20 protein-coding genes and 1 pseudogene are annotated in these 24,597 nt (G+C 43.0%); 18 read left to right on the forward strand and 3 right to left on the reverse strand.

Annotated elements, in window-relative coordinates:
• Positions 1-92 precede the first annotated feature (92 nt).
• The 5 genes and pseudogenes from R7Q38_RS08240 (at position 93) to R7Q38_RS08260 (ending at position 4,425) form a co-directional block, all read left to right on the forward strand.
• Complete coding sequence (locus R7Q38_RS08240; protein ID WP_053350584.1) at positions 93-455, forward strand: hypothetical protein; 363 nt, start codon at positions 93-95, stop codon at positions 453-455.
• 35 nt (positions 456-490) lie between these two features.
• Positions 491-955 carry a GNAT family N-acetyltransferase gene (locus R7Q38_RS08245; protein ID WP_017820619.1) on the forward strand — a complete coding sequence of 155 codons (465 nt, stop codon included), beginning with the start codon at positions 491-493 and terminating at the stop codon, positions 953-955.
• Positions 956-1,203: 248 nt separating this feature from the next.
• Positions 1,204-2,622 carry an SLC13 family permease gene (locus R7Q38_RS08250; RefSeq protein ID WP_017634015.1) on the forward strand — a complete coding sequence of 473 codons (1,419 nt, stop codon included), beginning with the start codon at positions 1,204-1,206 and terminating at the stop codon, positions 2,620-2,622.
• A 6-nt stretch (positions 2,623-2,628) separates the two neighbouring features.
• Positions 2,629-3,965, forward strand: a pseudogene (locus tag R7Q38_RS08255) (sensor histidine kinase).
• Positions 3,952-4,425, forward strand: a complete 474-nt coding sequence (locus tag R7Q38_RS08260; protein ID WP_005377744.1) for a response regulator — start codon at positions 3,952-3,954, stop codon at positions 4,423-4,425. The pseudogene R7Q38_RS08255 and the gene R7Q38_RS08260 overlap by 14 nt, the downstream one beginning before the upstream one ends.
• Positions 4,426-4,533: 108 nt before the next feature.
• Here the strand turns inward: R7Q38_RS08260 and R7Q38_RS08265 are convergent, their stop codons facing one another.
• Entirely contained in the window at positions 4,534-6,237 is a 1,704-nt protein-coding gene (locus tag R7Q38_RS08265) for a putative bifunctional diguanylate cyclase/phosphodiesterase (protein WP_258470154.1), read from the reverse strand.
• A gap of 487 nt (positions 6,238-6,724) precedes the next feature.
• On the opposite strand from R7Q38_RS08265, the gene R7Q38_RS08270 reads away from it, so the two are divergent.
• From R7Q38_RS08270 to R7Q38_RS08285, 4 genes are all read left to right on the forward strand, one after another.
• Positions 6,725-7,942, forward strand: a complete 1,218-nt coding sequence (locus R7Q38_RS08270; protein WP_258470153.1) for an HD-GYP domain-containing protein — start codon at positions 6,725-6,727, stop codon at positions 7,940-7,942.
• 202 nt (positions 7,943-8,144) lie between these two features.
• On the forward strand, positions 8,145-8,768 hold the full coding sequence (locus tag R7Q38_RS08275) for a LysE family translocator (protein WP_005377741.1): 624 nt from the start codon (positions 8,145-8,147) through the stop codon (positions 8,766-8,768).
• Between the two features lie 212 nt (positions 8,769-8,980).
• Positions 8,981-10,525 carry a YjjI family glycine radical enzyme gene (locus R7Q38_RS08280; protein WP_318114187.1) on the forward strand — a complete coding sequence of 515 codons (1,545 nt, stop codon included), beginning with the start codon at positions 8,981-8,983 and terminating at the stop codon, positions 10,523-10,525.
• A 22-nt stretch (positions 10,526-10,547) separates the two neighbouring features.
• Positions 10,548-11,429, forward strand: a complete 882-nt coding sequence (locus tag R7Q38_RS08285) for a YjjW family glycine radical enzyme activase (protein WP_064353884.1) — start codon at positions 10,548-10,550, stop codon at positions 11,427-11,429.
• Between the two features lie 19 nt (positions 11,430-11,448).
• Here R7Q38_RS08285 and R7Q38_RS08290 read toward each other — a convergent pair whose 3' ends face one another.
• Positions 11,449-12,387, reverse strand: coding sequence for a LysR family transcriptional regulator (locus tag R7Q38_RS08290; RefSeq protein WP_239938421.1), 939 nt, complete (start codon positions 12,385-12,387; stop codon positions 11,449-11,451).
• Between the two features lie 411 nt (positions 12,388-12,798).
• Here R7Q38_RS08290 and R7Q38_RS08295 point away from each other — a divergent pair, with 411 nt between their 5' ends.
• On the forward strand, positions 12,799-13,569 hold the full coding sequence (locus tag R7Q38_RS08295) for a TerC family protein (protein ID WP_005377734.1): 771 nt from the start codon (positions 12,799-12,801) through the stop codon (positions 13,567-13,569).
• Between the two features lie 160 nt (positions 13,570-13,729).
• Entirely contained in the window at positions 13,730-14,332 is a 603-nt protein-coding gene (locus R7Q38_RS08300) for a 2OG-Fe(II) oxygenase (protein WP_213866549.1), read from the forward strand.
• Positions 14,333-14,386: 54 nt separating this feature from the next.
• On the opposite strand, the gene R7Q38_RS08305 is transcribed toward R7Q38_RS08300, so the two are convergent.
• Positions 14,387-15,652 (reverse strand): HD domain-containing phosphohydrolase, encoded by a 1,266-nt coding sequence (locus R7Q38_RS08305; RefSeq protein ID WP_239938420.1) that lies wholly within the window; start codon positions 15,650-15,652, stop codon positions 14,387-14,389.
• Positions 15,653-16,281: 629 nt separating this feature from the next.
• On the opposite strand from R7Q38_RS08305, the gene R7Q38_RS08310 reads away from it, so the two are divergent.
• The 7 genes from R7Q38_RS08310 to fhuB all read left to right on the forward strand — a co-directional run bounded on the left by R7Q38_RS08310 (position 16,282) and on the right by fhuB (position 24,505).
• A complete protein-coding gene (locus R7Q38_RS08310) occupies positions 16,282-17,475 on the forward strand; it encodes an iron-containing alcohol dehydrogenase (RefSeq protein WP_213868779.1) in 1,194 nt (397 codons plus the stop codon).
• A gap of 161 nt (positions 17,476-17,636) precedes the next feature.
• Entirely contained in the window at positions 17,637-18,842 is a 1,206-nt protein-coding gene (locus R7Q38_RS08315) for an aromatic amino acid transport family protein (protein ID WP_033905238.1), read from the forward strand.
• A 274-nt stretch (positions 18,843-19,116) separates the two neighbouring features.
• The gene (locus R7Q38_RS08320) at positions 19,117-20,241 is read left to right on the forward strand and encodes an HD-GYP domain-containing protein (RefSeq protein ID WP_213973208.1); all 1,125 of its coding nucleotides are present in this window, start codon (positions 19,117-19,119) and stop codon (positions 20,239-20,241) included.
• Positions 20,242-20,328: 87 nt separating this feature from the next.
• Positions 20,329-20,547 carry a hypothetical protein gene (locus R7Q38_RS08325; protein ID WP_005377723.1) on the forward strand — a complete coding sequence of 73 codons (219 nt, stop codon included), beginning with the start codon at positions 20,329-20,331 and terminating at the stop codon, positions 20,545-20,547.
• 324 nt (positions 20,548-20,871) lie between these two features.
• Complete coding sequence (locus tag R7Q38_RS08330; RefSeq protein ID WP_005389081.1) at positions 20,872-21,636, forward strand: ABC transporter ATP-binding protein; 765 nt, start codon at positions 20,872-20,874, stop codon at positions 21,634-21,636.
• A gap of 11 nt (positions 21,637-21,647) precedes the next feature.
• Entirely contained in the window at positions 21,648-22,532 is an 885-nt protein-coding gene (locus R7Q38_RS08335) for an iron-siderophore ABC transporter substrate-binding protein (RefSeq protein ID WP_033905240.1), read from the forward strand.
• A complete protein-coding gene (gene fhuB, locus R7Q38_RS08340; protein WP_213973207.1) occupies positions 22,529-24,505 on the forward strand; it encodes a Fe(3+)-hydroxamate ABC transporter permease FhuB in 1,977 nt (658 codons plus the stop codon). Before R7Q38_RS08335 ends, fhuB begins: the two co-directional genes overlap by 4 nt.
• The last annotated feature ends 92 nt before the right edge of the window (positions 24,506-24,597 follow it).

The following is a 24,597-nucleotide window of genomic DNA, read 5'->3' on the forward strand; positions in this document are numbered from 1 at the left end:
TCAGCGTTCAGCTATGGCACAATAGGCGCTCACAGAACAAGTGCTGTTTGGTCATGTAAATAGCAGAAAAATAACTAGAAATAGAATAATTAATGTTTAAATCAAAAAGTATACTCGCATTAAGCGTGTTCGCATTTGGCTGTTTTGCCAATCAAGATAGCGAACCAACGTCCGTTGTGCTGAACTATGGTGATTCCTCCATCAGTACTGATATTCAAGCCAATCGAAAATTTCATGTTGTCCGAGACAATGAAAGTGAGCACGTAGAATTTTCCGGCGGAATCACAAAGGAGTATTCCGATTATATTGTGAATATTCATATCATAAGAAAAAGCAATATACGCAGATCAAGCCGTGAGCTGAATACTACCGTATTGATGAACAGTGATCAGATTGGGAAGCCTTTAGTGATTGGCATTGAAAATGATGAGTTCACTAGTATCACTTTGCGTTAATGCTTAGTATTTATTGAATAGGAATGAGGAAATTGATGCTCTCAATACGCTGTTATCGCACCGAGGATGCCCCAACACTGTGGGCACTCTTTTACCATACTGTGCGAATCATTAATCGTCGCGATTATACGGAATCACAAGTTTCCGCTTGGGCACCATCAGATTTTGACCTCGATGTGTGGCAACGAAAAATGGACGATATTCAACCATACGTCGCGGAGATAGAAGGGCAGGTCGTTGGCTATTGTGATTTGCAAGGTGACGGCTTGATTGATCATTTCTTTTGCCATCATGAATACCAAGGACAAGGTGTTGGTCGTGATTTGATGTCTTTTCTTTTTTCACAGGCGAAAGTACAGGGGATAAAACGACTGTATTCTGAAGTGAGTATTACCGCCCGACCTTTTTACGAGAAAATGGGTTTCACAGTTAAGTCTCGACAACGTGTTGAGGTTAGGGGAGAAACCTTAACTAACTTTATGATGGAAAAGTATATTTAACTTAAATAGTGAGCATTTAGTGAGCTTGAACACAGATATAAAATGTTTTCCAATGTGAAAACGAGTTCATTGATCTCGCACCAATGTTTTGTTTGAAAACAGTGTACATAATCTTCTCTGGAACGCCATTACCGCATTTCGTCTCTGAAGGCTTAAAAACAGTCTGAAAGTTTTGGTTTTGCGGCGGGTAATAGCGTTCCAAACGCCAAATGTGTCTGGCTAACCATCTCAGGAAGAGAAGTAGTACTATGCGTCCTTATCTCAAATACGTTGTTCCAACATTGATACCATTGCTTGTTTGGTTAATGCCTCTCTCTGCGTTCCCATTTGATGGCATTACTATCGTCCAGCAAAGAGTGATTGCAATCTTCTTGCTTGCCGCACTTTGCTGGGTATTCGAGCCAATTCCAATCTACGCCACTTCGGTTGTGATCATTGTCCTAGAGCTATTGCTTGTATCAAATAAAGGTATTGTGCTCTTTCGCTTGCAAGAAGGGCAGCCACATTTTGGTGAGCTATTACAATACAACGAGATAATGGCGACCTTCGCTAGTCCGATTATCATGCTCTTCCTCGGCGGTTTCTTTTTGGCTATGGCGGCGACAAAGTACAGGTTAGATGTCAACTTAGCCCGAGTGTTACTCAAACCATTTGGACAAAAACCAAAGTTCGTTATGCTGGGGTTGATGCTGATCACCGCTGTTTTTTCCATGTTTATGTCAAACACCGCAACAACAGCGATGATGTTGTCCATTTTAACCCCTGTGATAGCAGTTTTCGGGCCTAAAGACCCAGGTCGAATTGCATTCGCTTTGTGTATTCCTGTTGCGGCCAACATTGGTGGCATTGGTACTCCAATCGGCACGCCACCGAATGCCATCGCCCTAAAATATTTGGTTGGTGACAACTTAATTACGTTTGGTGAATGGATGGTATTTGGTGTTCCATTCGTTATTGTGATGATGGCGTTAGCCTGGTTTCTGATTGGCTTTTTGTATAAAGCCGAACAAACCACCATCGATCTGAACATTAAAAGCAAGTTTTTGAAAACACCCAAAGCAATAATGGTTTACGTCACCTTTGCCGGCACGATTATTCTTTGGTTGATGGGTTCTGCACATGGAATGAATTCTTACACAGTAGCATTAATTCCGGTCGCAGTGTTCTCATTGACGGGCATCATCAACAAAGAAGACTTGAAGAAAATCTCTTGGGATGTGCTTTGGTTGGTGTCAGGCGGTATTGCTCTGGGCCTTGCTCTAGATAAAACCGGGCTTGCGAAGCTGGTGGTACACAGCATTCCGTTTGATCAGTTCTCGCCATATGTTGTCTTGTTTGGTGCGGCTTTCTTGTGCTTGTTAATGGCAAACTTTATGTCGCATACAGCCACCGCAAACTTGCTGATGCCGATTATGGCTGCGCTGGGTACTTCTATGGCTTCGCTAACGCCTCTCGGCGGTGAAGTTACTCTGATCTTGGTCGTGACATTTGCCGCTTCACTCGGTATGTCGTTACCAATCAGTACGCCACCAAACGCGTTAGCTCATGCAACAGGGCATGTCGAGAGCGGCCAAATGGCTCGTATCGGTGCCGTGCTAGGCGTGATTGGCGTATTACTCAGCTTTGTGATGGTGTGGATTTTACATACTGTTGGGCATATTGGATAACCCACCATGTACGAAACGAAGTTAGACGCGTTAGTACAACGCTACTTTAATCACCTTGAACGCCGATTAATAGTTTTATCCGGGTCGGTGCTTATTGAGCAAGCTGGCTACAACGATCGCTTGTACTATGTGCTGTCGGGAGAACTGGCGGGCTATTACGCGGAAGATGACAAGAAACCGATTCAGGTATTTTCTGCGTCTCAAGGTGCGTTTATTGGCGTACATAGTTTCTTTTCTGGTACGTGGACTGCCTCTTCGACAGTGATTGCTCAAACCGATGTTGAATTGGCTTGGATACAGCGCGATACGCCCGCCGTGGAAGAGGCGACATACGGACCATTGACGACACAATTTATGCCTGTGATGGTTAACGAATTATCTCGTCGTCAACGGCGCGCAATGCAAGAGGCATTGGCTAAAGAAAAAGCACTACAAAAGCTTCATACCGCAGAGCAAATGACAACGTTGGGGCAGCTTGCAGCGGGTATTGCTCTGGGTTGAACAATGCGATAGGCGTTGTAAGCAGTAAATCAGAACGGCTAGAGACAGTTATCATGGAACTGCTTGAAGAAGTTCATCCGGAAGCGAGTCAATTTTTTGATTTTGGTTTAATGCAAGGGCAGAAAGTCTCTTCTAGCGAAGCGAGAAAGCGGGGGCGCCACTTCGAAAAATACTACGGTTTAACCAAGGAGGTTGCTCGTGATCTTGCGCGAGCCGTTCCAAATAACTTCCTTTCAGAACATTGGCTAAAAAGACCAGAAGAAGCGATACGTTTCTGGCAAATGGGGCGAGATCTCCATGACTTACGCATCGCTTCTAAACATACCGTTGGCATTGTGCGATCCGTAAAACAATTGGGGCGCACGGATATCGACTTGGATGAAGCGATTAACATCAATGATTCAATCAATCGCGCCTTGGCTCTATTGCAAAGTGACTTAAGACGAGTGAGTGTTCGTTTTAGCCCTGCGGATTTACCTGCTTTTATTGGTTCTCAAACCGAACTCGTCCAAGTTTGGGTAAATATCTTAAAGAATGCGTGCGATGCACTTGGTGAAACGGAGAAACCCGGTATCGAAATACATACTCGGGAGAGTAAGGGTAAAATTTTGGTCACGATTGCTAACAACGGACCAGAAATTGATGAAGCGACACGTAGAAAAATTTTCCGGCCAAACTTCACCACTAAAAAGGGGGGCTTGTCGTTTGGTTTAGGGTTAGGTCTGTCGATTGTAAAGCGCATTATCGCCGGATATAACGGCTCTATTGTGGTAAAGAGCGACAGTGAAAAAACGATTTTTAGAATCAAGTTACCAGTAGAGGGTGAACATGGAGAAGCTTAATGTAATTTGCGTTGATGACCAACGAGAGGTACTAAGCGCGGTTCTACAAGATTTAGAGCCGTTAAATCAATGGTTGAATGTCGAAGACTGCGAATCAGCAGGTGAGGCTCTAGAACTGATGGATGAATTTGATGCAGAAGGCGAGATGATCGCATTGATTATTTCCGATCATGTGATGCCAGGTAAAACGGGAGTAGAACTGCTGACCGATGTATCAAAAGACGGTCGTTTTGGCTTTACGAGGAAAGTGCTTCTTACCGGGCAAGCGACGCACACCGATACAATTAATGCGATCAACTCCGCAGGCATTGACCGCTACTTTGAAAAACCATGGCAAGCAAGCCAATTAATAGAGTGCGTTAGAAACCTGGTGACCCAATATATCTTTGATGTGGGCTTAGATTACACTCAGTATCACGAGCATTTAGATCAGAGTGTGGTGTTTGAACGTCTACGTTAATCGGGGGACATTAAGCTTGTTTTCGTCACGGCCAGTTAGTGTCTGAAATCTATAGTGAATAGTTCAGCATGTTTAACGTGGCCGTGCGGGAATATTGCTCTAGTATGCTTAACTCAACGAATAGCGGCTTGCACTGGCAACAGAAAGTGGCTTAGAGAACCAATAACCTTGCAGATAATCGACGCCCATTTCGGTAAAAAATTCACACATTTTGGCGTCTTCAATTCCCTCAATCACTACTTCAATATTATTTTCCTGGCACATAGTGATAAGAAACTTCAGATATTCTTGTGAAGAGCGGTTGGTTAGTGTTTTCCACGCCATCGACCTATCAATTTTGATTTGTGTCATCGGGAGGTCGAAGAAGCTATTTAATGAACTGTAACCAGATCCAAAGTCATCCAGAGAGAGTGCAAATCCTAGTTCCCTGAGGGTATTCAGAGGGGCAATGGCTGTCTGATTATTATCCAAAATAAACGTTTCTGTTAGTTCCAACACAATAGACTCAGGATCGACACCAACCTCATCCGCCATGGCTTTAATTCGCGCAGGGAATTCACTGTTCATTAACTGAAGTACAGAAACATTCACGTTGACGCGAACTTGGTTTTGGTAACGATCACGGTAGTTTTTGATAAATTCACACGCTTTGGCAAAGACTTGATATCCGAGCTCGACAATCAAACCTTTGTTCTCTGCGACGGGGATGAATTCGTCTGGGTAAATTTCGCCAAACTCTTTGCTACGCCAGCGAACCAGAGATTCGAAGCTCACCACTTTTGAGCTTTTGGCGTCAATAATTGGCTGAAACTTAACGCTTAATGTCTGTTTTTCTAGTGCACTTTTTAGACCTTGTTCAATAAAGAAATAACGGTCTACGGCATGCTGAGTTTTCTCACTGTAAACCGCAACACGGTCTTTATTCTGCTCGCTTGCGTACTGACAAGTTCGTGCTGCTTTACGTAATATTTCCTCTGCTGAGTGACTTGGATCTATGCAAGGATACAAACCAATACTAATGTTACTTCCTAAGTATTGGCCCTCTTCAATCACTGCCTCGTGGTAGGTTTCCTTTAAACTTTCGGCATAACTTTGCAGCGTTTCTACCGAGCATTCATCGTGAATCAAAATCGCAAAGTCATCATCATGTACGCGATATACAGAACTATTTGGAGAAGGTAGGTGACTGAGAGTTTGTAGCAATTTTTCCACTAACCCATCGACCAACTCGCTGCCATATTGATTTAAGTAAGATTTAATCTCTTCTATCTGAATGTAACAGATAGATGCACAAGAATCGGTGGCTCGCACACTATCTTCAATATCCAGCAAGAGATGGGCGCGATTAGCCATACCTGACGCATTGTCATGAAATGCGACTTGATGAATGTAGCTTTCCATCAGCTTGCGTTCAGAAATATCACGGTGGCTACCAACCATATAATGACCATGTTCTGTTTCTTTGGTCATGGCTACGCCTTCAATCCAGACGTACTGTCCATTGGGTTTACGCACGCGGTAGGTCGTTGTGACCCTCGTGTTGTTGGTAATGATGTGAGCATCGACCCGAGTGGAGAGTCTTTCTCGATCGAGAGGGTGAACAAGGTCTAACCATTGCTCTAAGCTGATTCGACCAGCGTTGATACCAAGCTGCTCATAAAAGCCCTTGTTATAAAATACCATGGTGCCAAACTCATCCATGTAAAAGAGGCCTTCGTTAAATACATCGAAGATATGAATGAATCGTTCTTCGACGATTTTTAGGAACTCTCGGTCACTATCTGAGACTTGTTGGTCAAATATGGTGGTCAAGATATTTCCTCCTCGAGCCTTTTAGCATCAGAGATGAGTGTTGGGGTTGATAACATAGAGTTGATCTGCTGGCGTACATTACAATCACAAAAGTGTCAGTTCAAATTGTTTGGCTATCATTTTATGCGCTACTAGGTTAATAACATACTAAGATTAGGCGGCTAATCATCGACATTTATAAAAAATAGTCAACAGTAAAAATCATTTATAAAATACAGTTATTGATGCCGTCCGCAATCTATAAATATTTATGAATAATTATCCTAAAGTTATTTTCAGTTGTGTCGGTATCAATGTGCTGTTTTCTAACGTCATTTGTATATATGTTATCTTGGATAAAACCATAATAACAAAAAGGACTTAATGAGCGCGACCGATTATTAATTGACAGGATGCTCATTAATTGTAATCAATTCAAATTTATTATCACGCCAAGTAATCAAATCTCTTATAATGCGGACGTTAATATCGAGTAAGCCTTCTTTATATGCAGTACGATCCGAAAAATTCAATCAAAATTGCGCTCGCTGATATCGGCGTTGGTATGTTTGTTACCGCGATAGAGCACAACAAGCGCGTCAATTTAGCCAATGCAGGGCGGATATCTAGCCCTGAAGGCATTAAGAAGCTTGCTACAAGTGGCGTAAAGTATGTTTGGGTAGATCAAACATTATCTTCGCAGCAGTGTGTCTTCAAGCCTGTAGATGAATCAACTGGTGCCACTAAAGAGACGCGAGAGCAGAAACACTCCGATTTTAAGAGGGGTCAACGAGCTTATCGTTCGAGAGACATCCAACACAAGCGAGCCAAAAAGCTAATCGCCGAAGCAAAAGATTTGGCGCAAAAACTATTGAATCAAACTTTTGAAGGAAAAATCATAGAAGTTGATGAAGTAGAAGCTTGGGCTGACGATGTCATTGAAAGTGTTTTTATTGACTCAGATGCGTTGCAGTGTGTCTCTGCACTCCGAAAAAAAGACTCTTATTTATTGGAACACTCCGTCAATGTCGCTTGTCTTTTAGTGTCATTCGGTAAGTACTTGGGCTTGGATAAGCCAACGCTAAAACAGCTTGCTGTAGGTGGCATTATTCATGATGTAGGTAAAATTAAAGTCGATGATAAGATCTTGCACAAGCCAGCGAAGCTAACGCCTGAAGAATTTGAACATATGAAGCTACATCAAGTGTTCGCAGGTGAGATTATCCTTCACGTAAAAGGGCTTAGTGACGTAAGCCGTGATGTTTGTTTGATGCACCACGAGAAGTTAGATGGCAATGGTTATCCTAGAGGCTTGAAGGGGGAGGAGATTCCAATTCACGGCCGTATGAGCTGTATTGTAGATATCTACGATGCGCTAACGGCTGATCGCTGTTACAAAAAAGGCATGAGTTCTGCCGAAGCGTTTAAAATCTTGTTGAGTTTAACGCCATTTCATTTAGACGCAGACTTAGTTTACAAATTCATTAATTGCATTGGGATGTACCCCGTAGGCTCTATTGTCGAGTTGAACGATGGGCGTGTTGGTATTGTTTGGTCTTCAAATGAATCTCAAGCATTAAAGCCAGAAGTGAAATGTTTCTACTCCCGCAAGTATAAACGATACATTGATGTCACGATGGTGGACTTAAAAACGAGTGCGTACAAAATTGAAAGAGCGATCGCGCCTTCATCGTTAGAGATCGATCCTAAGCCTTTTTATGATTAAGAGAAATAGATAAGCTTATACAACAGGCTTTACATCCTTGCATGTAGATCGTATTTTATTTGCATAACTATCTATTAATTTTTTCTAAGTTATTTAGATGCAAGATGGTTATTAAGACCTCGGCTTCATGGATAGAAACCGGGCGATAAAATAGTTCTATACACAATGGGCTATAAACCTCATTTTGCTGGAAGGGATGCCAATGCAAATAGATACATGGATTTTTTACACTCTTGCCATTCTCGTGCTCACAGCTTCACCAGGACCAAGCTCACTGTTGTGTTTAAGTAAAGGAGTGAGTAGTGGGTTTCGTATTGCTTTCATGACTGCGCTTGGCAGTTTGTCTGCGATTACGATCATCCTTACGCTCTCATTTACCGGGCTGGGAGTTGTCATTGCTTCATCTGAGTTAGTTTTTAATATTATCAAATGGTGTGGTGCCGCTTATTTAATCTGGTTAGGTATTCAAGCGTTGCGCTCATCTCAGACAGATTTTAATAAAACGGCAACGACTCAAAGTTCCGCGACAGCGTTCAGCGCGTTTACTAGTGGCTTCATTGTTGGCGCTAGTAACCCCAAAGCGATAGTCTTTTTCACCGCTTTGTTTCCTCAATTCATTGAACCTTCCGCACCGCTACTGGCTCAATACGCGATTTTCGCGTCTACATTTGTGGTTTTTGAGCTTAGCTGGCTAACATTTTATGCATTGTTAGGGGTAAAAGCCTCCGATTGGTTGTTTGTCGCTGGAAGAGCGAAGTTGTTCAATCGTTTGACTGGTGGAGTATTTATTGGTGCAGGCGTGATGTTGTCGACGGCAAACCGATAAATAAGACAGACTTCGGTACGCAGTTAGGTTTTCCCATATAGTAAGTTGGAATGCGCTAATTTAGCTTTGTCTTATTTCCAGAATGGAAATAGACGTTTTGTTTATTTTCATTAGTGGCAACAGCCAAGCAGGAGTAAAATCACGTTACTCTTTAGGGGTAGAGCTCGTATTTTGTCTTGTGGGCTTGTGGTTACTTTGTAGGAATATCTTAGATGACAAGCCTTTCTAAACTACAACAACGTTTTCTAGATATCGCGACCGACGTCCGTCTTTCTCCAAAACAGAAGTCGAGTTTTTTAGCTTTAGAGGCGGAAGCGTGCATTCCTTACATGACCGTATCTCCATCACTGAGACAAGCAATGGATGAAGGCATCATCTGCGATATGTTTGAAGGTCATGCACCGTTTAAACCTCGCTATGTGTTGCCTGATTACGCTAAATTTCTAGCGCAAGGCTCAGACTATTTAGAGTTGTCTCCGGCTGATGATTTCGATGATGCGTTGAACATGCTGACCATCATTTACCATCATGTTCCTTCGGTAACGAACATTCCGGTTTACTTAGGCCAGTTAGATGATGTCTTGTTGCCTTACATAGGCGACCTAACAGAGAGCCAGATTTACAAAAAGTTAAAACATTTTTGGGTCATGCTGGATCGCACATTGCCAGATGCGTTTATGCATGTGAATGTCGGACCGACAGACAACATTATTTGTCGCACTGTTTTAAAAGTAGATGCGGAGCTCAAGCAGATCGCACCGAATCTCACCTTTATGTACGACGAGACAGTTACGCCTGATGACTTACTTCGTCAAGCGACACAGAACATTTGTGAATGCAGTAAACCGCATATTGCCAATTACCCAATGCACGCGAAAGCCTACAACGGCTCACGCTTTGGTATTGTAAGTTGCTACAACTCGCTTCCATTAGCAGGTGGCTCGAACACATTGGTGCGAATGAATTTAAAAGAAGTTGCAAAACGAGCATCAGACTGTAACGACTTCTTAAATAGTGCGTTGCCTTCTTACCATCGATTAATGGTCGAGCTCATAAACGCAAGAAGCACGCACTTGCATGAAAAATCGAACTTCTTTCAAGGCTTTTTGACGCAAGAAGGGTTGATAAAAGAGTCCTATTTCGCGCCAATGTATGGCGTTTACGGCATGGCCGAAGCGGTAAACCTTCTATTTGAAAAAGAAGGGCAAATAGGGCGATACGGAAAAAATGATCGAGCAAATACTTTTGCTCATGATGTTTCAGCAACACTGGCTAAACTGGTGGACTCAACCCCGGTGAAATATGGTTTAGATGGCAAAGCGCTCTTACATGCACAAGGCGGCATTAGCTTAGATCATGATGTTACGCCAGGTGTACGTCTGCCTTATGGTGCAGAGCCAGACCCTGTCACTTATGTACAAGCAACGGCGAAGCATCATCAGTATTATCGTGCGGGTATCAGCGATATTTTGACGATTGATGAAACGGTGAAATCTAACCCAGAAGCGATGTTCAATTTATGTAAAGGGGCACTAAATGCTGGTTATCGTGAGTTTACCGCGAATGTCACTTCAAATGACTTAATTCGCGTGACAGGCTACATGATCAAACTTTCAGACGTCGCGAAATATGATGAAGAAGGTTCGAGAACCAACACGACGTTTCTAGGTGCAGAAGCAGCAAAAAATACCAAAATTTTAGAACGCTCACCACGTGTGGTGAGCCATGAAGTAACACCGACTTACACGCAGGCATAAGTTCGGTTTAGGAAAGAACAAGATGTCTAGACGAAGTGGAAGCCTTTTGGCAAAAGTCACTCATATCCTTCCTTTCTCTTGTGTTGATGGGCCAGGAAATCGTCTAGTCATCTTTCTACAGGGTTGTAACTATCAGTGTTTGAACTGCCACAATCCTCACACGATAAACCATTGTAATCATTGTGGTGAGTGTGTGAGTGAATGTTCAGCAGGCGCATTGAAGTTCGACGAAAACAACAACGTTGTTTGGCTTAAAGAGGAGTGCACCCACTGCGATCATTGTATAGAGATATGTCAGAACCAATCTAATCCAAAAATTACTGACTACTCTGTAGTAACAATGCTCGATTTGATACGCAAACATCGCTTTTTCATCAGTGGTGTTACTGTATCCGGTGGGGAATCTACCTTACAACTTCCTTTCATTATTGAGCTGTTTAAAGGGATAAAACAAGATCCTGAATTACGGCACCTCTCTTGTTTCATCGACAGTAACGGTTCTTTAGCGGTTGCTGGTTGGCAGCGTATTCTACCTTTTCTGGATGGCGCAATGATCGATTTGAAAGCGTGGCAGACGGAGACGCATCAGTGGCTAACTGGGCGTGATAATCATCGTGTATTTAAAACCCTTCAGTACCTTGTTGAGCACGAAAAATTGTACGAGGTCCGCTTACTGCATATTCCCCAAAAAAGTGATTTAGATATAGAAATCGTAGCAATTGGACGTTACTTGAGTACTCTTCCTGAATCGGTGCTTATACGTTTAAATGCCTTTCAGCATCACGGAGTAATGGGGGAGGCGTTAACTTGGGATATGTGCTCTCATCATGATATCGAACGCTTAAAATCAGAGCTTCGATGCTACGTGAGTAACCCTATCACAGTGCCGACAGTACTCACGTAGTACCGTTGTTTATCTATGCTTACGCATCACAGGCATCTAACATGGCGCAAGCGTCGAGTAATTGTTGCTGTAACCATTTTAAAGCGGGATCGTTTAAGCTCGCTTTGTTCCAAACGAGGCTGTAGGCAACTTGCCCGTAATCGAATGGAAGAGCTTGCTCAACCAAACCTTTTGCTTGCATTGCCGCTCTTGCCCAAATCTTGGAGCATGTGAATAAGTAATCCGAGTGCTGACACATCACCGCAGCTGAACCAAAGTCGGCTACACGCATGGCCAAGTTTCGCTTTGAATGCCTTTGGGTGAGATTTTGCTCAAAATAAGGTTGTGACAGATCTTTATCATGAATACCGATGTGTCTTGCACAAAGGTAACTTTCAACAGATAAGGGTTGCTCAGCGAGTGGGTTCGATGCTCTCATTAAGCAAACCATTTCGTCTTTCAAAATGGTTTTCCAGACCAAGTCTTTATTTTGTGTGGGTGGTTGGCTGAGATCGTGAGGAAGCAACAAAAAATCTACTTGACCTCTTGCTAATGCATCGAAGCTCATTTCCTCTTTCGCATGGACATTCAAGTGCGCGTGATTGCTCAGTTGTTGGGACAAGTGCTGTAGAACTGGCGCAAAGAGCTCAAATGAACTTTCACGCATTGCTAATGAAAAACTACCTTGATAGTAAGCCGGATTAAAAGAGCCTTGATGTAATAACCCATTCATACTGGAGAGTATGCCATGGATTGACGGGCCTATATGCAGCGCAAATGCTGTCGGCACTAAGCGAGTGCCATCACGGTAAAAAAGGTCATCCTTTAGCGTTTCGCGCAACTGTCCGAGCGTTTTACTGACGCTCGATGGTGTTACACACAAGCGTTCTGCCGCAAGTGTGACGCTGTGAGTGGTTAACAACATATGTAAAACAGTTAGATGTTTAAGGCTTATACGCGAAAGAGCAATGTAGTCCATAAATAGCATGGTTTCTTATGATTTTTGGCAGTATATCAGCATGAAACAAATTTTTACTATTGTTTATCTCGGAAACACGCCTGTTTCTCTTTGAGCTCAATGCATTTAATGGGTTGCATAAGGGTTGATGGTGCTTATAAGTCTAGAAATTTATCTTAGTTTTGTTGGACTTTAATGCTTTCATTTATTCAATTCTAAAGCTTCTATGTAATTTTAATCAATTTGGAGGAGTTGATTGATTTGTACACGAATTAAACTTGTTCCTTGTTAATTAAAATAGATATTGTTTTGTTGATTGTTTGGTGATTTACTCATGATCCCTCAGTAACAAAGGTATAAATAATTAATGGACGACCCCTTTAGTCGACAAAACCCTTCACCATATGTCTTCTTATTATTGGAGACATGCTCATGCTAGAACTTTTTATGCAACCAGAAGCTTGGGCTATTTTCGCCACTTTGTTTGCGCTTGAAGTTGTCTTAGGCGTTGATAACGTCGTTTTTATCTCTGTCTTATGTGAAAGACTGCCGCTGCACCAACGTAAGCTGGCAAGAAACCTTGGTATTGGTCTTGCTGTTATTGCTCGTATTGGTTTAGTGTTTTCAATCTCTTGGATCATGCAATTGACTCAACCGCTATTTTCTTTGGCGAACCAAGCGTTTACCGGAAGAGACGTCATCATGATTGCGGGTGGTGCATTCCTCTTGGCTAAAAGCCTGAAAGAGTTGTGGAGTTGGTTAAATCACAACGAGTCTGCTCACTCAACTCACGCCCGTACTGGTTTAGCGGTAGTTCTGTTGCAGATTGTTGCCGTGGATGCTGTATTCTCGATGGACTCGGTGATAACCGCCGTTGGTTTAACAAGTGATGTCCCACTTATGGTCGCAGCGATTGTTTCTTCTGCTATCGTGATGGTCATGACAGCAGAAAAAATCAATAACCTGGTGTCGTGTTACCCTGGTTTTAAGACACTTGCTTTGTTATTCCTCGTTTTGTTAGGTGGTTTATTGATGGCAGAAGGCTTCGAAATTCATATCAACAAAGGTTATGTGTACTTTGCGATGGCATTCGGCTTAATTCTGGAACTTTGCCATATCCAGTTAAAAAACAAACAACGCCCGACTATTAAACGTCTTAGTCCGTTGCGAGTTCATCCAACCAGATTAGAAGCTCGTCAATAATAAAAGATATTGCCGCTCATATGAGCGGCATTTTTATATTCGTCATCACCTATTTTTACTCTCTTTTTATTTTGTTGTCGTTTCGACAAAAAATCGCATTTGTTGTGGGGTTGAAGATTTTTTATATAGACCGCCCAACTAATATGAGTGAACGACAATAATGGATAAAATGATCGATGCGTTAGCAACCCATGGCTACTACATCTGGGATGATTTTCTTTCTGAACTAGAAGTGGATCAATTGCGAGACTGCATTCCAAGTAACTGGAAAAAAGCGCGTATTGGTCGTAATGACGATGTGACTCGTATTGAATCAATTCGAAGTGACAAAATTCAATGGTTGTCGCCCAATATGGGGCACGCGGTTACTTCTTACTTAGATAAGATGGAAGAAATACGCCAAGAAGTGAACCGTCACTTGTTTCTGGGACTTTTTGAGTATGAAGCTCACTTTGCCAAGTACGAGGAAGGGGATTTCTACCAAAAGCATCTAGATTGTTTTAAGGGCAATGAAAACCGTCGATTGACAACCGTTTTTTACATGAACGAATCTTGGACGGAAAAGGATGCAGGTGAATTGGTGGTTTACGATCTAAATGATAATAAGATAGCAACCATCCCTCCTCAATCAGGACGCTTACTTTTATTCTTATCTGAGCAATTCCCGCATGAGGTTTTACCGACCAACGCAGAGCGGTTCAGCATTGCAGGTTGGTTCAGAATCAATGGTGTGCGAGACAATGTACTTGATATTGCAAAATGATTGGTTTGCAACCTGTACAAAATCAGCAAAGGGCGTAGATACGCCCTTTATCGATTAAACATTAGTTGATAGCTCGTAACACTCGGTCATGTTTCGCTCTAGCACTGCATAGACGTCAGAACAAAGTTCTTGATTAGCGACTTGCTCGCCCATAATCGCGGCGATTTGTGCTTGAGCCATTCGTCCTCGGTAGGGACGGTCCTGAGACAGAGCTTGAAAAACATCGGCAACCGCGACAATACGTGATGGTACATCGAGTTCGTCTCCTGTTTTATGATAAGGATAGCCAGAACCGTCCAAACGCTCGTGATGATTAGAGGCCCACTCCGCTATTTTAGCGTTGGGAAACACTTTGTGTAATGCGAGCTGAGTATCAATTGTATGGCGTTTAATACGCGTATACTCTTGTTTATTAAGAGAGCCTTCTTTATGAAGAATCTCATCTGGTGTTTTTAACTTTCCGATATCATGCACCAACCCAGCAATAAATAACATCTCTTGGTCGTGCTCACAGAACCCAAGCTTGATGGCTAGATACCGAGATAACTCCGCCACTTTTTGCGAATGTTGATAAGTAAATGGGCTTTTTGCGTCAACAATTCGAGCGATAAACATGCCCAAACTATTCATATCTTGGATGGTGAGCTGTTTTTGAAGCCAATCAATGCTTTTAAAGTTTAATCCGATGGTTTCTATATTTTCAGACTCCATCGCGAACCAAAATGCGTCGGTCATAACGAGCTTAACCATTGCCTTAGCCATGTCTGGATTAAACAAAGTTCCAGCGTTTGCCATGATGCATTCTGCAATTAGTTCTTCATGAAGTGTGACAATGTCACAGTGGCAGTTCATGACGTATTTGGAACGCATAAAATCGAGACGATCGGCTAAATAGAGTAGGGCAGCGACCTCTTTTTCAAAAGGCGGTAAATCAAGATATTTTAGTTCACTCCAATGTGTATGGTGGTAAAGAACAGGTGTCGCAAACTGACGCAACAAACGACACTGCTTGAGGCTTCGGTATCCTCTTAAGCAATGTGTTTTTACATCTTGTGGCACCAACTCCTCAAGTAACATTTTATGTTCTTGTGTTTCGGAGACCCCACAATCGTGGATCATCCCTGCGAAGTAGCAAAACTCCGCTTTTTCTGGTTCCCAGTTCATGACCCGAGCACATTGGTAAGCGATGTAAGCGACACGATGGCTATGGTGCGTATCATCAACACCGACATAGTCGAGTGCTCGAGCAACCCAGATAAGTGCTTGTTTCAGATCGACTTCAAAGCCCATGTCCGTATGGGAATGGCAAGAATGATTCATGGTTTATACCGACATTGCTAATTAGCCCACGCTAAACCCAAATCAGAAGGTGATAGGAAAGATTGGGTACGACAGCGAATAGACCCCAAAAAGGTGGGCGTTTAGACATAGTTTTGATTATGGGCGGGATAATAATCCTAGTTGCATAATAATATCACCTGAAGCTCATGGTTAAGAGTCAGATATTTGAACTAAGTATAAGTTTTGAAAGATTATTGTTGCTCTTGTTGACTTATTTGAAAACGACAATAAATCATGATGTAACGCATTCTTATTTTTATTTTTGTAAATCGTGTTCGGGCTCAACCAGAGACACACGGTATTGATGTGTGATTAACAGAATTTATATTGTTGTTCTTGAAGGCAAAAAATAAGAAGACTTCTTCGAGGCTTGCTCTGTAACTAACAGAGTATTAGGTAAAGCAGCTTGTTAACAACATGACAATAGAGCGTCGTTGAAAATATTTTCTCTGTAGCTCATGTTGTTGAGGAAAGATAATAAAATGGTACGGCTTCCCAGCGATGTTAGCCTTTTTGGTGAGATAAGTTTATTGAAAATGTGTGATTGCAAAGTAAGCATAGGTGGTAAAAGTAGCTAGAATGATAGCTCTAAATGAAAAGGATTTCGTATGTTGAAGCATCGTTTATATCGGACTTACACCGCAGGGTTAAAAATAGCAGCCCTTATCCTTCCTATGCCGAGACCAACCTTGTTTTCCGGCCCTGGTTCGATGAATGAGCTATTAGAATCGATGGCCGAGCTGGGATTTAAACGCGTTTTGTTAGTAACCGACGAAGGGTTAGTCCAAGTCGGTATTGTAGATAAGGTGCTTGAGGCAGCAGCACAACTCGATTTACAGTTAGATGTTTTCTCGCAAGTTAAGCCCGATCCTACCTATGATCAGGTTGAGAGCGGTCTAGAGGCTTATCATCGTTTTCATTGTGAGGGCATATTAGCTTTGGGTGGCGGCTCTGCAATGGATTGTGCAAAAGTTATTGCTGCGAAAGTTACCAATAAACGGCCAATAAAAAAATTAGCTGGACTATTGAAGGTATGGCGAATGCCAGCACCGCTTTTTGCTATTCCAACAACGGCTGGAACCGGAAGTGAAGTTACTATCGCTGCGGTCGTGTCAGATCCCTCCTCACACATTAAAACCCCTTTAATGGATCCAAAGTTGGTGCCACTAATGGCAGCTTTAGATGCGAATTTAATGATTGGTTTACCTCCTAAGATCACGGCTGATACTGGCGTTGATGCATTAACCCACGCTATTGAGGCCTATGTATCGAAAAACGCTACTCAAGAAACGATGGCTTATTCGGTTGCCGCTATTAAACTCATTTTTAAATATCTTCCTAGGGCTGTGATGCTAGGGGATGATGTCGAAGCTCGTCATAAAATGGCTATGGCATCCTATTACGCGGGTTTAGCATTTACCAAAGCGAGTTTGGGTTATGTTCATGCCTTTGCTCACACATTCGGTGCGAGATATGGAATACCTCATGGTATGGCAAACGGATTAGCCTTGTTGCCTGTGCTGCGCTTTTCATTATCAGAGATTGAGCCTCAACTAAGAAAGCTCGATGAGTTGACGGCCGAGGGGCAGTTAGGTAACGCAAGTGCTCAGCATTTTTTGGCGAATCTGGAGTCCTTGTTTTCAACTATTGATATTGAGCAAACCAGTGCGCTCATTCAACGTGAAGATGCTGATGCGCTTGTTGATTTAATTCTGAAAGAGGCGCACTGGAATTACCCTGTTCCCAAGTTCATGAACAGGGAAGAATGCACACAGTTATTGTTAAATATCAGTAAGGTGTAAATTATAGTTTACATGTGTGGTTTTTTATCCTTACACTTTGCTTGATCTTCTGCTAAAGATCCTACAATATCGACGGCAATACAAATATGGTGTTGGTTTCGGTCCGCCGTTGCCCGATCTAATACTGATAATTTCTAATAAAGTGTAAAGATTAATATACAATGAGTCGTTCTAAAGTATTCGGTAGTACGCTAATTATTGCGGGCACTACAATAGGCGCTGGTATGCTAGCGCTTCCACTTGCCTCTGCCGGCATTGGTTTTTCAACTTCTATTATCATCATGCTAGGTTTATGGGCTCTGATGGCTTTCACTGCCTTGCTTATGCTTGAGCTTCATCAACATGCGGAGAGTAGTGCTACACTTCATACTTTGGCGAAACAGATCCTAGGTCAAAAAGGCAAGTGGGTGGCAAGTTTTGCGATGTTGTTTCTTTTCTACTCATTATGTGCAGCGTATATCGCTGGCGGTGGTGCTCAGTTCGGAGACCGCCTTGCACAATGGTTTGACCTCGATATTTCAGGGCCTACATCAACGATAATCTTTACCTTGATTGTGACTTTAGTTGTGACAGTGGGTACCGGTACGGTCGATAAAGTAAACCGAGTTCTGTTCGCGATGAAGCTCATTGCGATGGTTGCGGTGCTTTCTTTTCTTGCTCCAAACGTTACGGAATCTTACTTGTTAAGTATGCCAATCGAACAAGGCCTTGTTGTAGCGGCGATTCCGGTGATCTTTACTTCGTTTGGTTTCCACGGAAGTATACCTGCAATTGTGAATTACTTAGACGGTGACACTTCTTCTTTACGCAAAGCCGTTATTATTGGTTCGACGATTCCACTCGTTATTTATATCTTTTGGCAAATCGTGACGTTGGGTGTGGTTAGCCAAAGTACGCTTGTTGAGAACGGAGGGTTGAGCGCACTGATTGGTCAACTATCTCAGACAGTACACCAATCAAATTTGGGTAGCATTGTTGGTGTGTTTGCTGACTTGGCATTGTTGACATCGTTCCTTGGCGTGAGTTTGGGTCTATTCGAATTTTTGGGTGATACCATCAAAGGAAGTAACGATAAGCCTAATCGTTTGATTGCGGCACTAGTGACGTTTACTCCACCGCTAGGCTTCGCACTTTTCTATCCTCAAGGCTTTATTATGGCTTTGGGCTATGCAGCGATTGCCTTAGCGATTTTAGCCATCTTTTTGCCTTTGGTTATGGTGATCAAGGTTCGTAAATCGGATGATTTTACTGGGGAGTACCGCGTCGCTGGTGGTCAAGGTGCGCTAGTGATAACGGGCATCGCTGGCACTGGCATCGTATTCGCTCAGGTGTTAATTACGCTGGGTGTGCTTCCTGCTCTAGGCTAGTTGTTTAGAACGTTCTTTGAATAACCTTTAGTTACTGAATCCATCGTAATCAATCTGTATTGTTAGGCCAACGAGTTTCGCTCGTTGGCTTTTTTAATCTGGATCAAATTACCGTAAGATATCCGGTGAAAAAATTGGTAGAAATGTGCTTTTATTTCGTACACTTAAGTTGTGGTATATCGATAATTTAAGTGGAGAAAACCGCTCAAAATACCATTGAATTTGCAACACAATGAGCTTTTCTTGTTTCTCTGCTTTGGTGTGGAGGTGAAGCATGGCGCACCGGAGTTTTTACCCGTTTGCAAAACCGCTTAACGAGCAACTGCAAACGCTAAAAGGCAGGATGCAGGCGCACTTGCCATGTATTGATAGGGTGTCATTTGCAAAATATCACCCAGACCAAGATGTGCTCAAATCATTTGCAGAAAGTGAGTTTGACACTTGGTGTTTAGCCCATCACGAATCAGCATTCCGTAAACTCCACCACCTCAATATTGCCTCTAAAAACGCGGTTCCTCGTATCGTCGAAGACCTTCATGATATTAATCACTGTCCTCGGGTTCAAATTTTACTCAAACACGGATATCAGTCGTCGGCTGCTATTCCTTGTTATGACAATAAAGCTTTTACTGGTTTTGTATTTTTGAACTCCACTCAACGTGATGCGTTTAGTTTAGAAGCGCTGAATGGTCTTAAACCTTATTTCGAAATGATTCGATTTGCGGTTGAATCAGAGACTCAAGTAGTCAATGCGATAGAAACGCTAGCGAACCGAATGCAATGTATGATGCCAGGCTATTCACCTGAGTATTACGCGCATACCAAACGCATGAAGTACTACAGTCAAATTATCGCAACGCAGTTAGCGGATCGTTATCACCTGAATGACGAAATGGTCGAAGATATTGGTATTTTTGCTCAGTTCCATGCGCTCGGTGATAGTCAGCTGCCAGTTGAAATTGCTAGCCGCCGAACAAATTACTCTCAAGAACAAGAGGCGATATTGATTCAACATATTGAGCGTTGTATCGATTCAGCGGATGACATAGTTGCCCGTATCGGAAATCCGGTTCACCCGAGTGTGACTTTGTTTTTGCAGATGATTATTTATCAGTACGAAAATTTAAATGGCACTGGTTATCCGTATGGTTTAACCAGTGACGATATACCAATCGCCGCGCAAATTACGGCTGTCGCGAATGCCTTTGATTTTATGACGACGCACCATCCGTACAGACAAGCGTGGTCCATCCCATACGCATTGTTAGAACTTGAAAAATGGGTATATCAGGGATGGTTATCTCGAGAATGTGTTGATGCTCTGCGAGAGCATCAAGGTTATATAAAGCAAATCATCCACAAATATCCCGAGCACTATACAGTCTTGGGGTTAATGTGAAGAGCAGTAACAAAGTTGAAATGTTGACGAGGAGGAATATTTAAACAATACTGTTTTTATATACAGTAATAAGTTTGGAGGTGAAGTATGTTGTGGGAAACCCTTGAAAGAGTAAACCGCTTACGCCAACAAGCACTTGCAAATCCTGAGTTTGTTGAGTCAGCAAAAGAGCACGAACAAGCACTTCAGGAGCAAGAATACCATTATCAAACTAAGAAAAAGCGTTCAGCCAAAGACAAACAAGGTAAAAAGTCGCTGGCCGATATCTATAAAGAAGTAGAGTTTGGCGCTGACGCTCGTCATTAATGTATTCACTGCGGCATTTTTCATTTCTTCATACGCTGCAGTATTCGTTCAAATTTATTCGAGAGCAGTGTGAGACCGCTGCTCTCGTTGAACTGCCTATAATTTACTAATGAAGTTCAGCAGAGCAAATTATCGCTAACACTTAGCAATTCTCTCAATGATCTTGTTGATGTAATGATAATGACAACGGTTTGCATTTGTATCTTTGTTGTTATATAAAACCTCCCTTATTAATCGTTCTGTTGAATAAGAACGGCAAACGTGATCAACGAATGAGAGCTTTGAATAACTGTTATTCGTAAATGGCTATTAGGTGAAGTAGGGATGTTGGAAGCTAAAGCACTCCAGTTTGAGATTGAAGGCAAGTCATTGCTTAAAGCGTTTGATGTGACATTTGAACCTGGAAAAACATACGCTCTTGTTGGGCATAATGGTTCAGGAAAATCCACATTGTTAAAGTTGCTGGCACAGCAACAGCAATACACAGCTGGTGACGTGGTTCTGCATGGAACGAGCATTAACGATCTCTCAGCGAAAAAATTCGCCCAACACATTGCCTACTTGCCTCAGCATCTTCCGGTGACCGACAGTATTTTAGGTCGAGATTTAGTCGGTTTTGGTCGTTATCCATGGCATGGTTTACTTGGACGTTTGAGTAAGAAAGATCACGACATTGTTGAAGAAGCAATGGCGATGACAGGCACACTAAAATACGCAGATCGCTTAGTGGACACGTTATCAGGAGGAGAGCGTCAACGTGTGTGGCTAGCTATGCTGTTAGCCCAAAAAACCGAGTATTTGCTTCTTGATGAGCCTTTGTCTGCGCTAGATATCAGCCATCAAGTAGATATGTTGAAGCTTATCTCTAAACTCAGTCAAGAACTGGGTTTGGGCGTCATTATCGTATTGCACGACATCAACTTGGCTGCACGATTTTGCGACTACATCGTTGCATTACATCAAGGTGATTTGATTGCACAAGGCAATGTTGAACAGGTGTTTACTGAACCTAAGTTGAGGGACATATATGGGATAGAGATGATGATCTCTGACCACCCTGCGGGTTATCCGGTGGCGATGCCAAGCTAAAGGTTGGAATAATGAGCAGTACAAACACTCGACTTAAACATTTCTCTTTCGCTCTCTCACTTAGTGCGCTTTTGGTCAGTTCTTTTCAAGCACTAGCTGACGCATCACCTCGGGTGATGTCGGTTGATTGGACACAAACTGAAACGATGTTGGCTTTAGGGGTCGTACCTGTAGGCGTTGCTCAAGGGCAAGATTACGATGCTTGGGTAAAATCGCCACCGTTACCACCTCAAACGAAGGATGTAGGGTTAAGAACTCAACCCAATATAGAGCGCATTTACGAGCTCAGACCTGATCGTATTTTTATTGCCCCGTACTTCTCCTCAATGAAGCATCGCTTAGTTGATATCGCCCCGGTTACCACCATTGACTTATATGAAAGCGGGATTACGGATTGGTCGGTACTTACCAGTTTCACTCGGAGGTTTGGTGAAGAGCTGGGAAGAGAGGCGGAAGCAGAGGCGCTTATCCAACAATATGAAAAACGTTTCTCTTTATTAAAACAGCGTATAAATAAAGGCCAGCCGCCACTTCTAATGATTCAGTTTATGGATACAAAGCACGTACGTGTTTTTGGTCAAAATAGTCTTTACTCCCAGGCTATCGAAAAGATTGGGCTGAGTAATGCATGGAATGAAAAGACGAATAGCTGGGGCTTCAGCCTAGTTGGCATCGACAAGTTAGCTGGCATAAAAGCTCAAATCGTTATCGTAGAGCCATTACCTTACGGTGGAGCGGAGCAGCTCTCTCAAGACCCATTTTGGCAATATGTTGTTCAACAATCTGGTGAAAAGGTCATGCAAGTCGCGCCCGTTTGGAGTTTTGGTTCTATGCCTTCAGCCCTCCGTTTCGCAGAGTTAGTTACGGCGAGTAAGGTCGAGGAGTTAACACAATGAAAACGATGCCTTTAAGCTTTGTGGTGTTACTTTCGGCATTTACCTTTTCTATTGGTGCTTTCCAATTGTACCAAGTAAGCTCATTTTCGTTAGCTCTAAGCAGTTTATGGGAGCCTAACTTTCAATCTATCGATTCTGTTTTACTTCACTTTAGCTGGTGGCCTCGAGTCTTCACCACGATTATATCTGGTGCTGGATTAGCGGTTGCTGGGGTATTGATGCAGCAAGTGCTGCGTAACCCTCTCGCTTCACCCACGACACTTGGTGTGGCGAGCGGTTCAAGTTTTGCTTTGATGTTAGCTACGCTATTCGCACCTTGGATGTTGGATATCGCGCCTAATTTGGTTGCTCTCATCGGCGGTGTGATATCGATGGGGTTGGTGATGCTGTTGTCATGGCGACGAGCGTTATCTCCAACGGTTGTCGTCGTTTCTGGGTTAGTGATAAACCTGTACTTTGCATCATTAAGTACGGTTATTCTGATGATGAATACCGAAAAGCTGAATGGGTTAATGATATGGGGAGCCGGTTCGCTTGTTCAGAGTGGATGGGGAGATTTCTCGTATCTTGCCCCTCGAATCGCACTTGCTACGATCATTGCATTTGTGATTGCAAAGCCGTTAAGTCTGTTGGAACTCTCCGAGCAAGGTGCCAAGAGTTTAGGTGTCTCGTTAGCTAAGTTGCGTTTTGTCTGTCTTGGGCTTGCGGTGTTAATCACTTCTTGGGTGGTTTCTGCGGTAGGAATCATCGGTTTCATCGGGTTAGCGGCGCCAGCGATTACTCGATTGATAGGTATCAATAAAATCCAGCATAAGCTTTGGGTATCAATGCTGATTGGTGCCATGTTATTGACTTTAACCGATTTGGTTATTCAGCAACTGCCAGGGCTAATGGCGAGTTTTATACCAACGGGAGCTGCAACCGCTGCACTGGGCGCTCCGCTACTGTTATGGCTGTTACCTCGCTTATCACAAAAGACGCAGGGCCATACTCAAACAGTGTTAACTCGACACCGTCAACATGTTTACAAGCTAAACCCTAAAGCGATCTCATTGGCGTTGATCGGCACGTTAATTTCTGTTGTTCTTTTTGCCACGGTTGCTGTGCAAAATGAAGGGTGGGCAAACTTATTTGCTAGCCAAAATTGGATTTTTTTGGAGTGGCGCGCACCTAGATTATTTGCAGCAGCAATTGCGGGGGCAATGTTAGCGATTGCTGGAACCATGATTCAACGCCTAAGTGGAAACCCAATGGCAAGTCCTGAAGTGATCGGTATCAGTTCAGGGACAGCAATGGGATTGATCATCGCGATGTTTACTGGGTTTGGTTCGTCAATTTTCACTCTTTCTCTAGGCGGGCTCGTAGGTGCATTAGCGACGGTATCAGTCATTGTGCTGCTAAACCGTAAGTCAGGCTTTCAGCCGGAGCGTATTTTGTTGACTGGTATTGCGATTACCGCACTGATGAATGCAATACAGAGCTTTATTCTAGCCACTGGTGACCCAAGAAGTTATCAAGCATTAGCTTGGTTGTCTGGGTCTACCTACTATGTCTCGGTTGAAACGTTACTCCCATTGTCTTTATCTGCGCTTGTCTTTATAGGGTTGAGTTTTCTCTGCGTAAGATGGCTAGATATTCTTCCTGTCGGTGCCGCTTCCTCTAAAGCACTTGGAGTTCGAGTTGATCGCTCACGCGCAATACTGCTTCTTTTAGTTGCTTGTCTCACGGTCAGTGCGACATTGGTTGTTGGTCCGATTAGCTTTGTTGGGTTGTTGGCTCCGCATTTAGCTCGCTTATTTGGTTTTAACAAAGCGTCACAACACATGTTATGCGCCGCGATACTGGGGGCAGGGGTGATGTTGTTGGCTGATTGGTTGGGACGACAGGTCCTTTACCCGCAAGAAATACCAACAGGGCTTATGGCGTCTCTCATTGGCGGTTTGTATTTAATGTGGGGTTTACGCCGCTTATAGAGATGAGCTAAGCCTCAACCAAGAAAGTACTTATACAAATAAGCACTCGTAGTGGCATTCGTAACCTATGCGAGTGCTTTATGCAAAACCTC

Source organism: Vibrio sp. Vb0598 (genome assembly GCF_033338935.1).
Taxonomy (GTDB): domain Bacteria; phylum Pseudomonadota; class Gammaproteobacteria; order Enterobacterales; family Vibrionaceae; genus Vibrio; species Vibrio alginolyticus.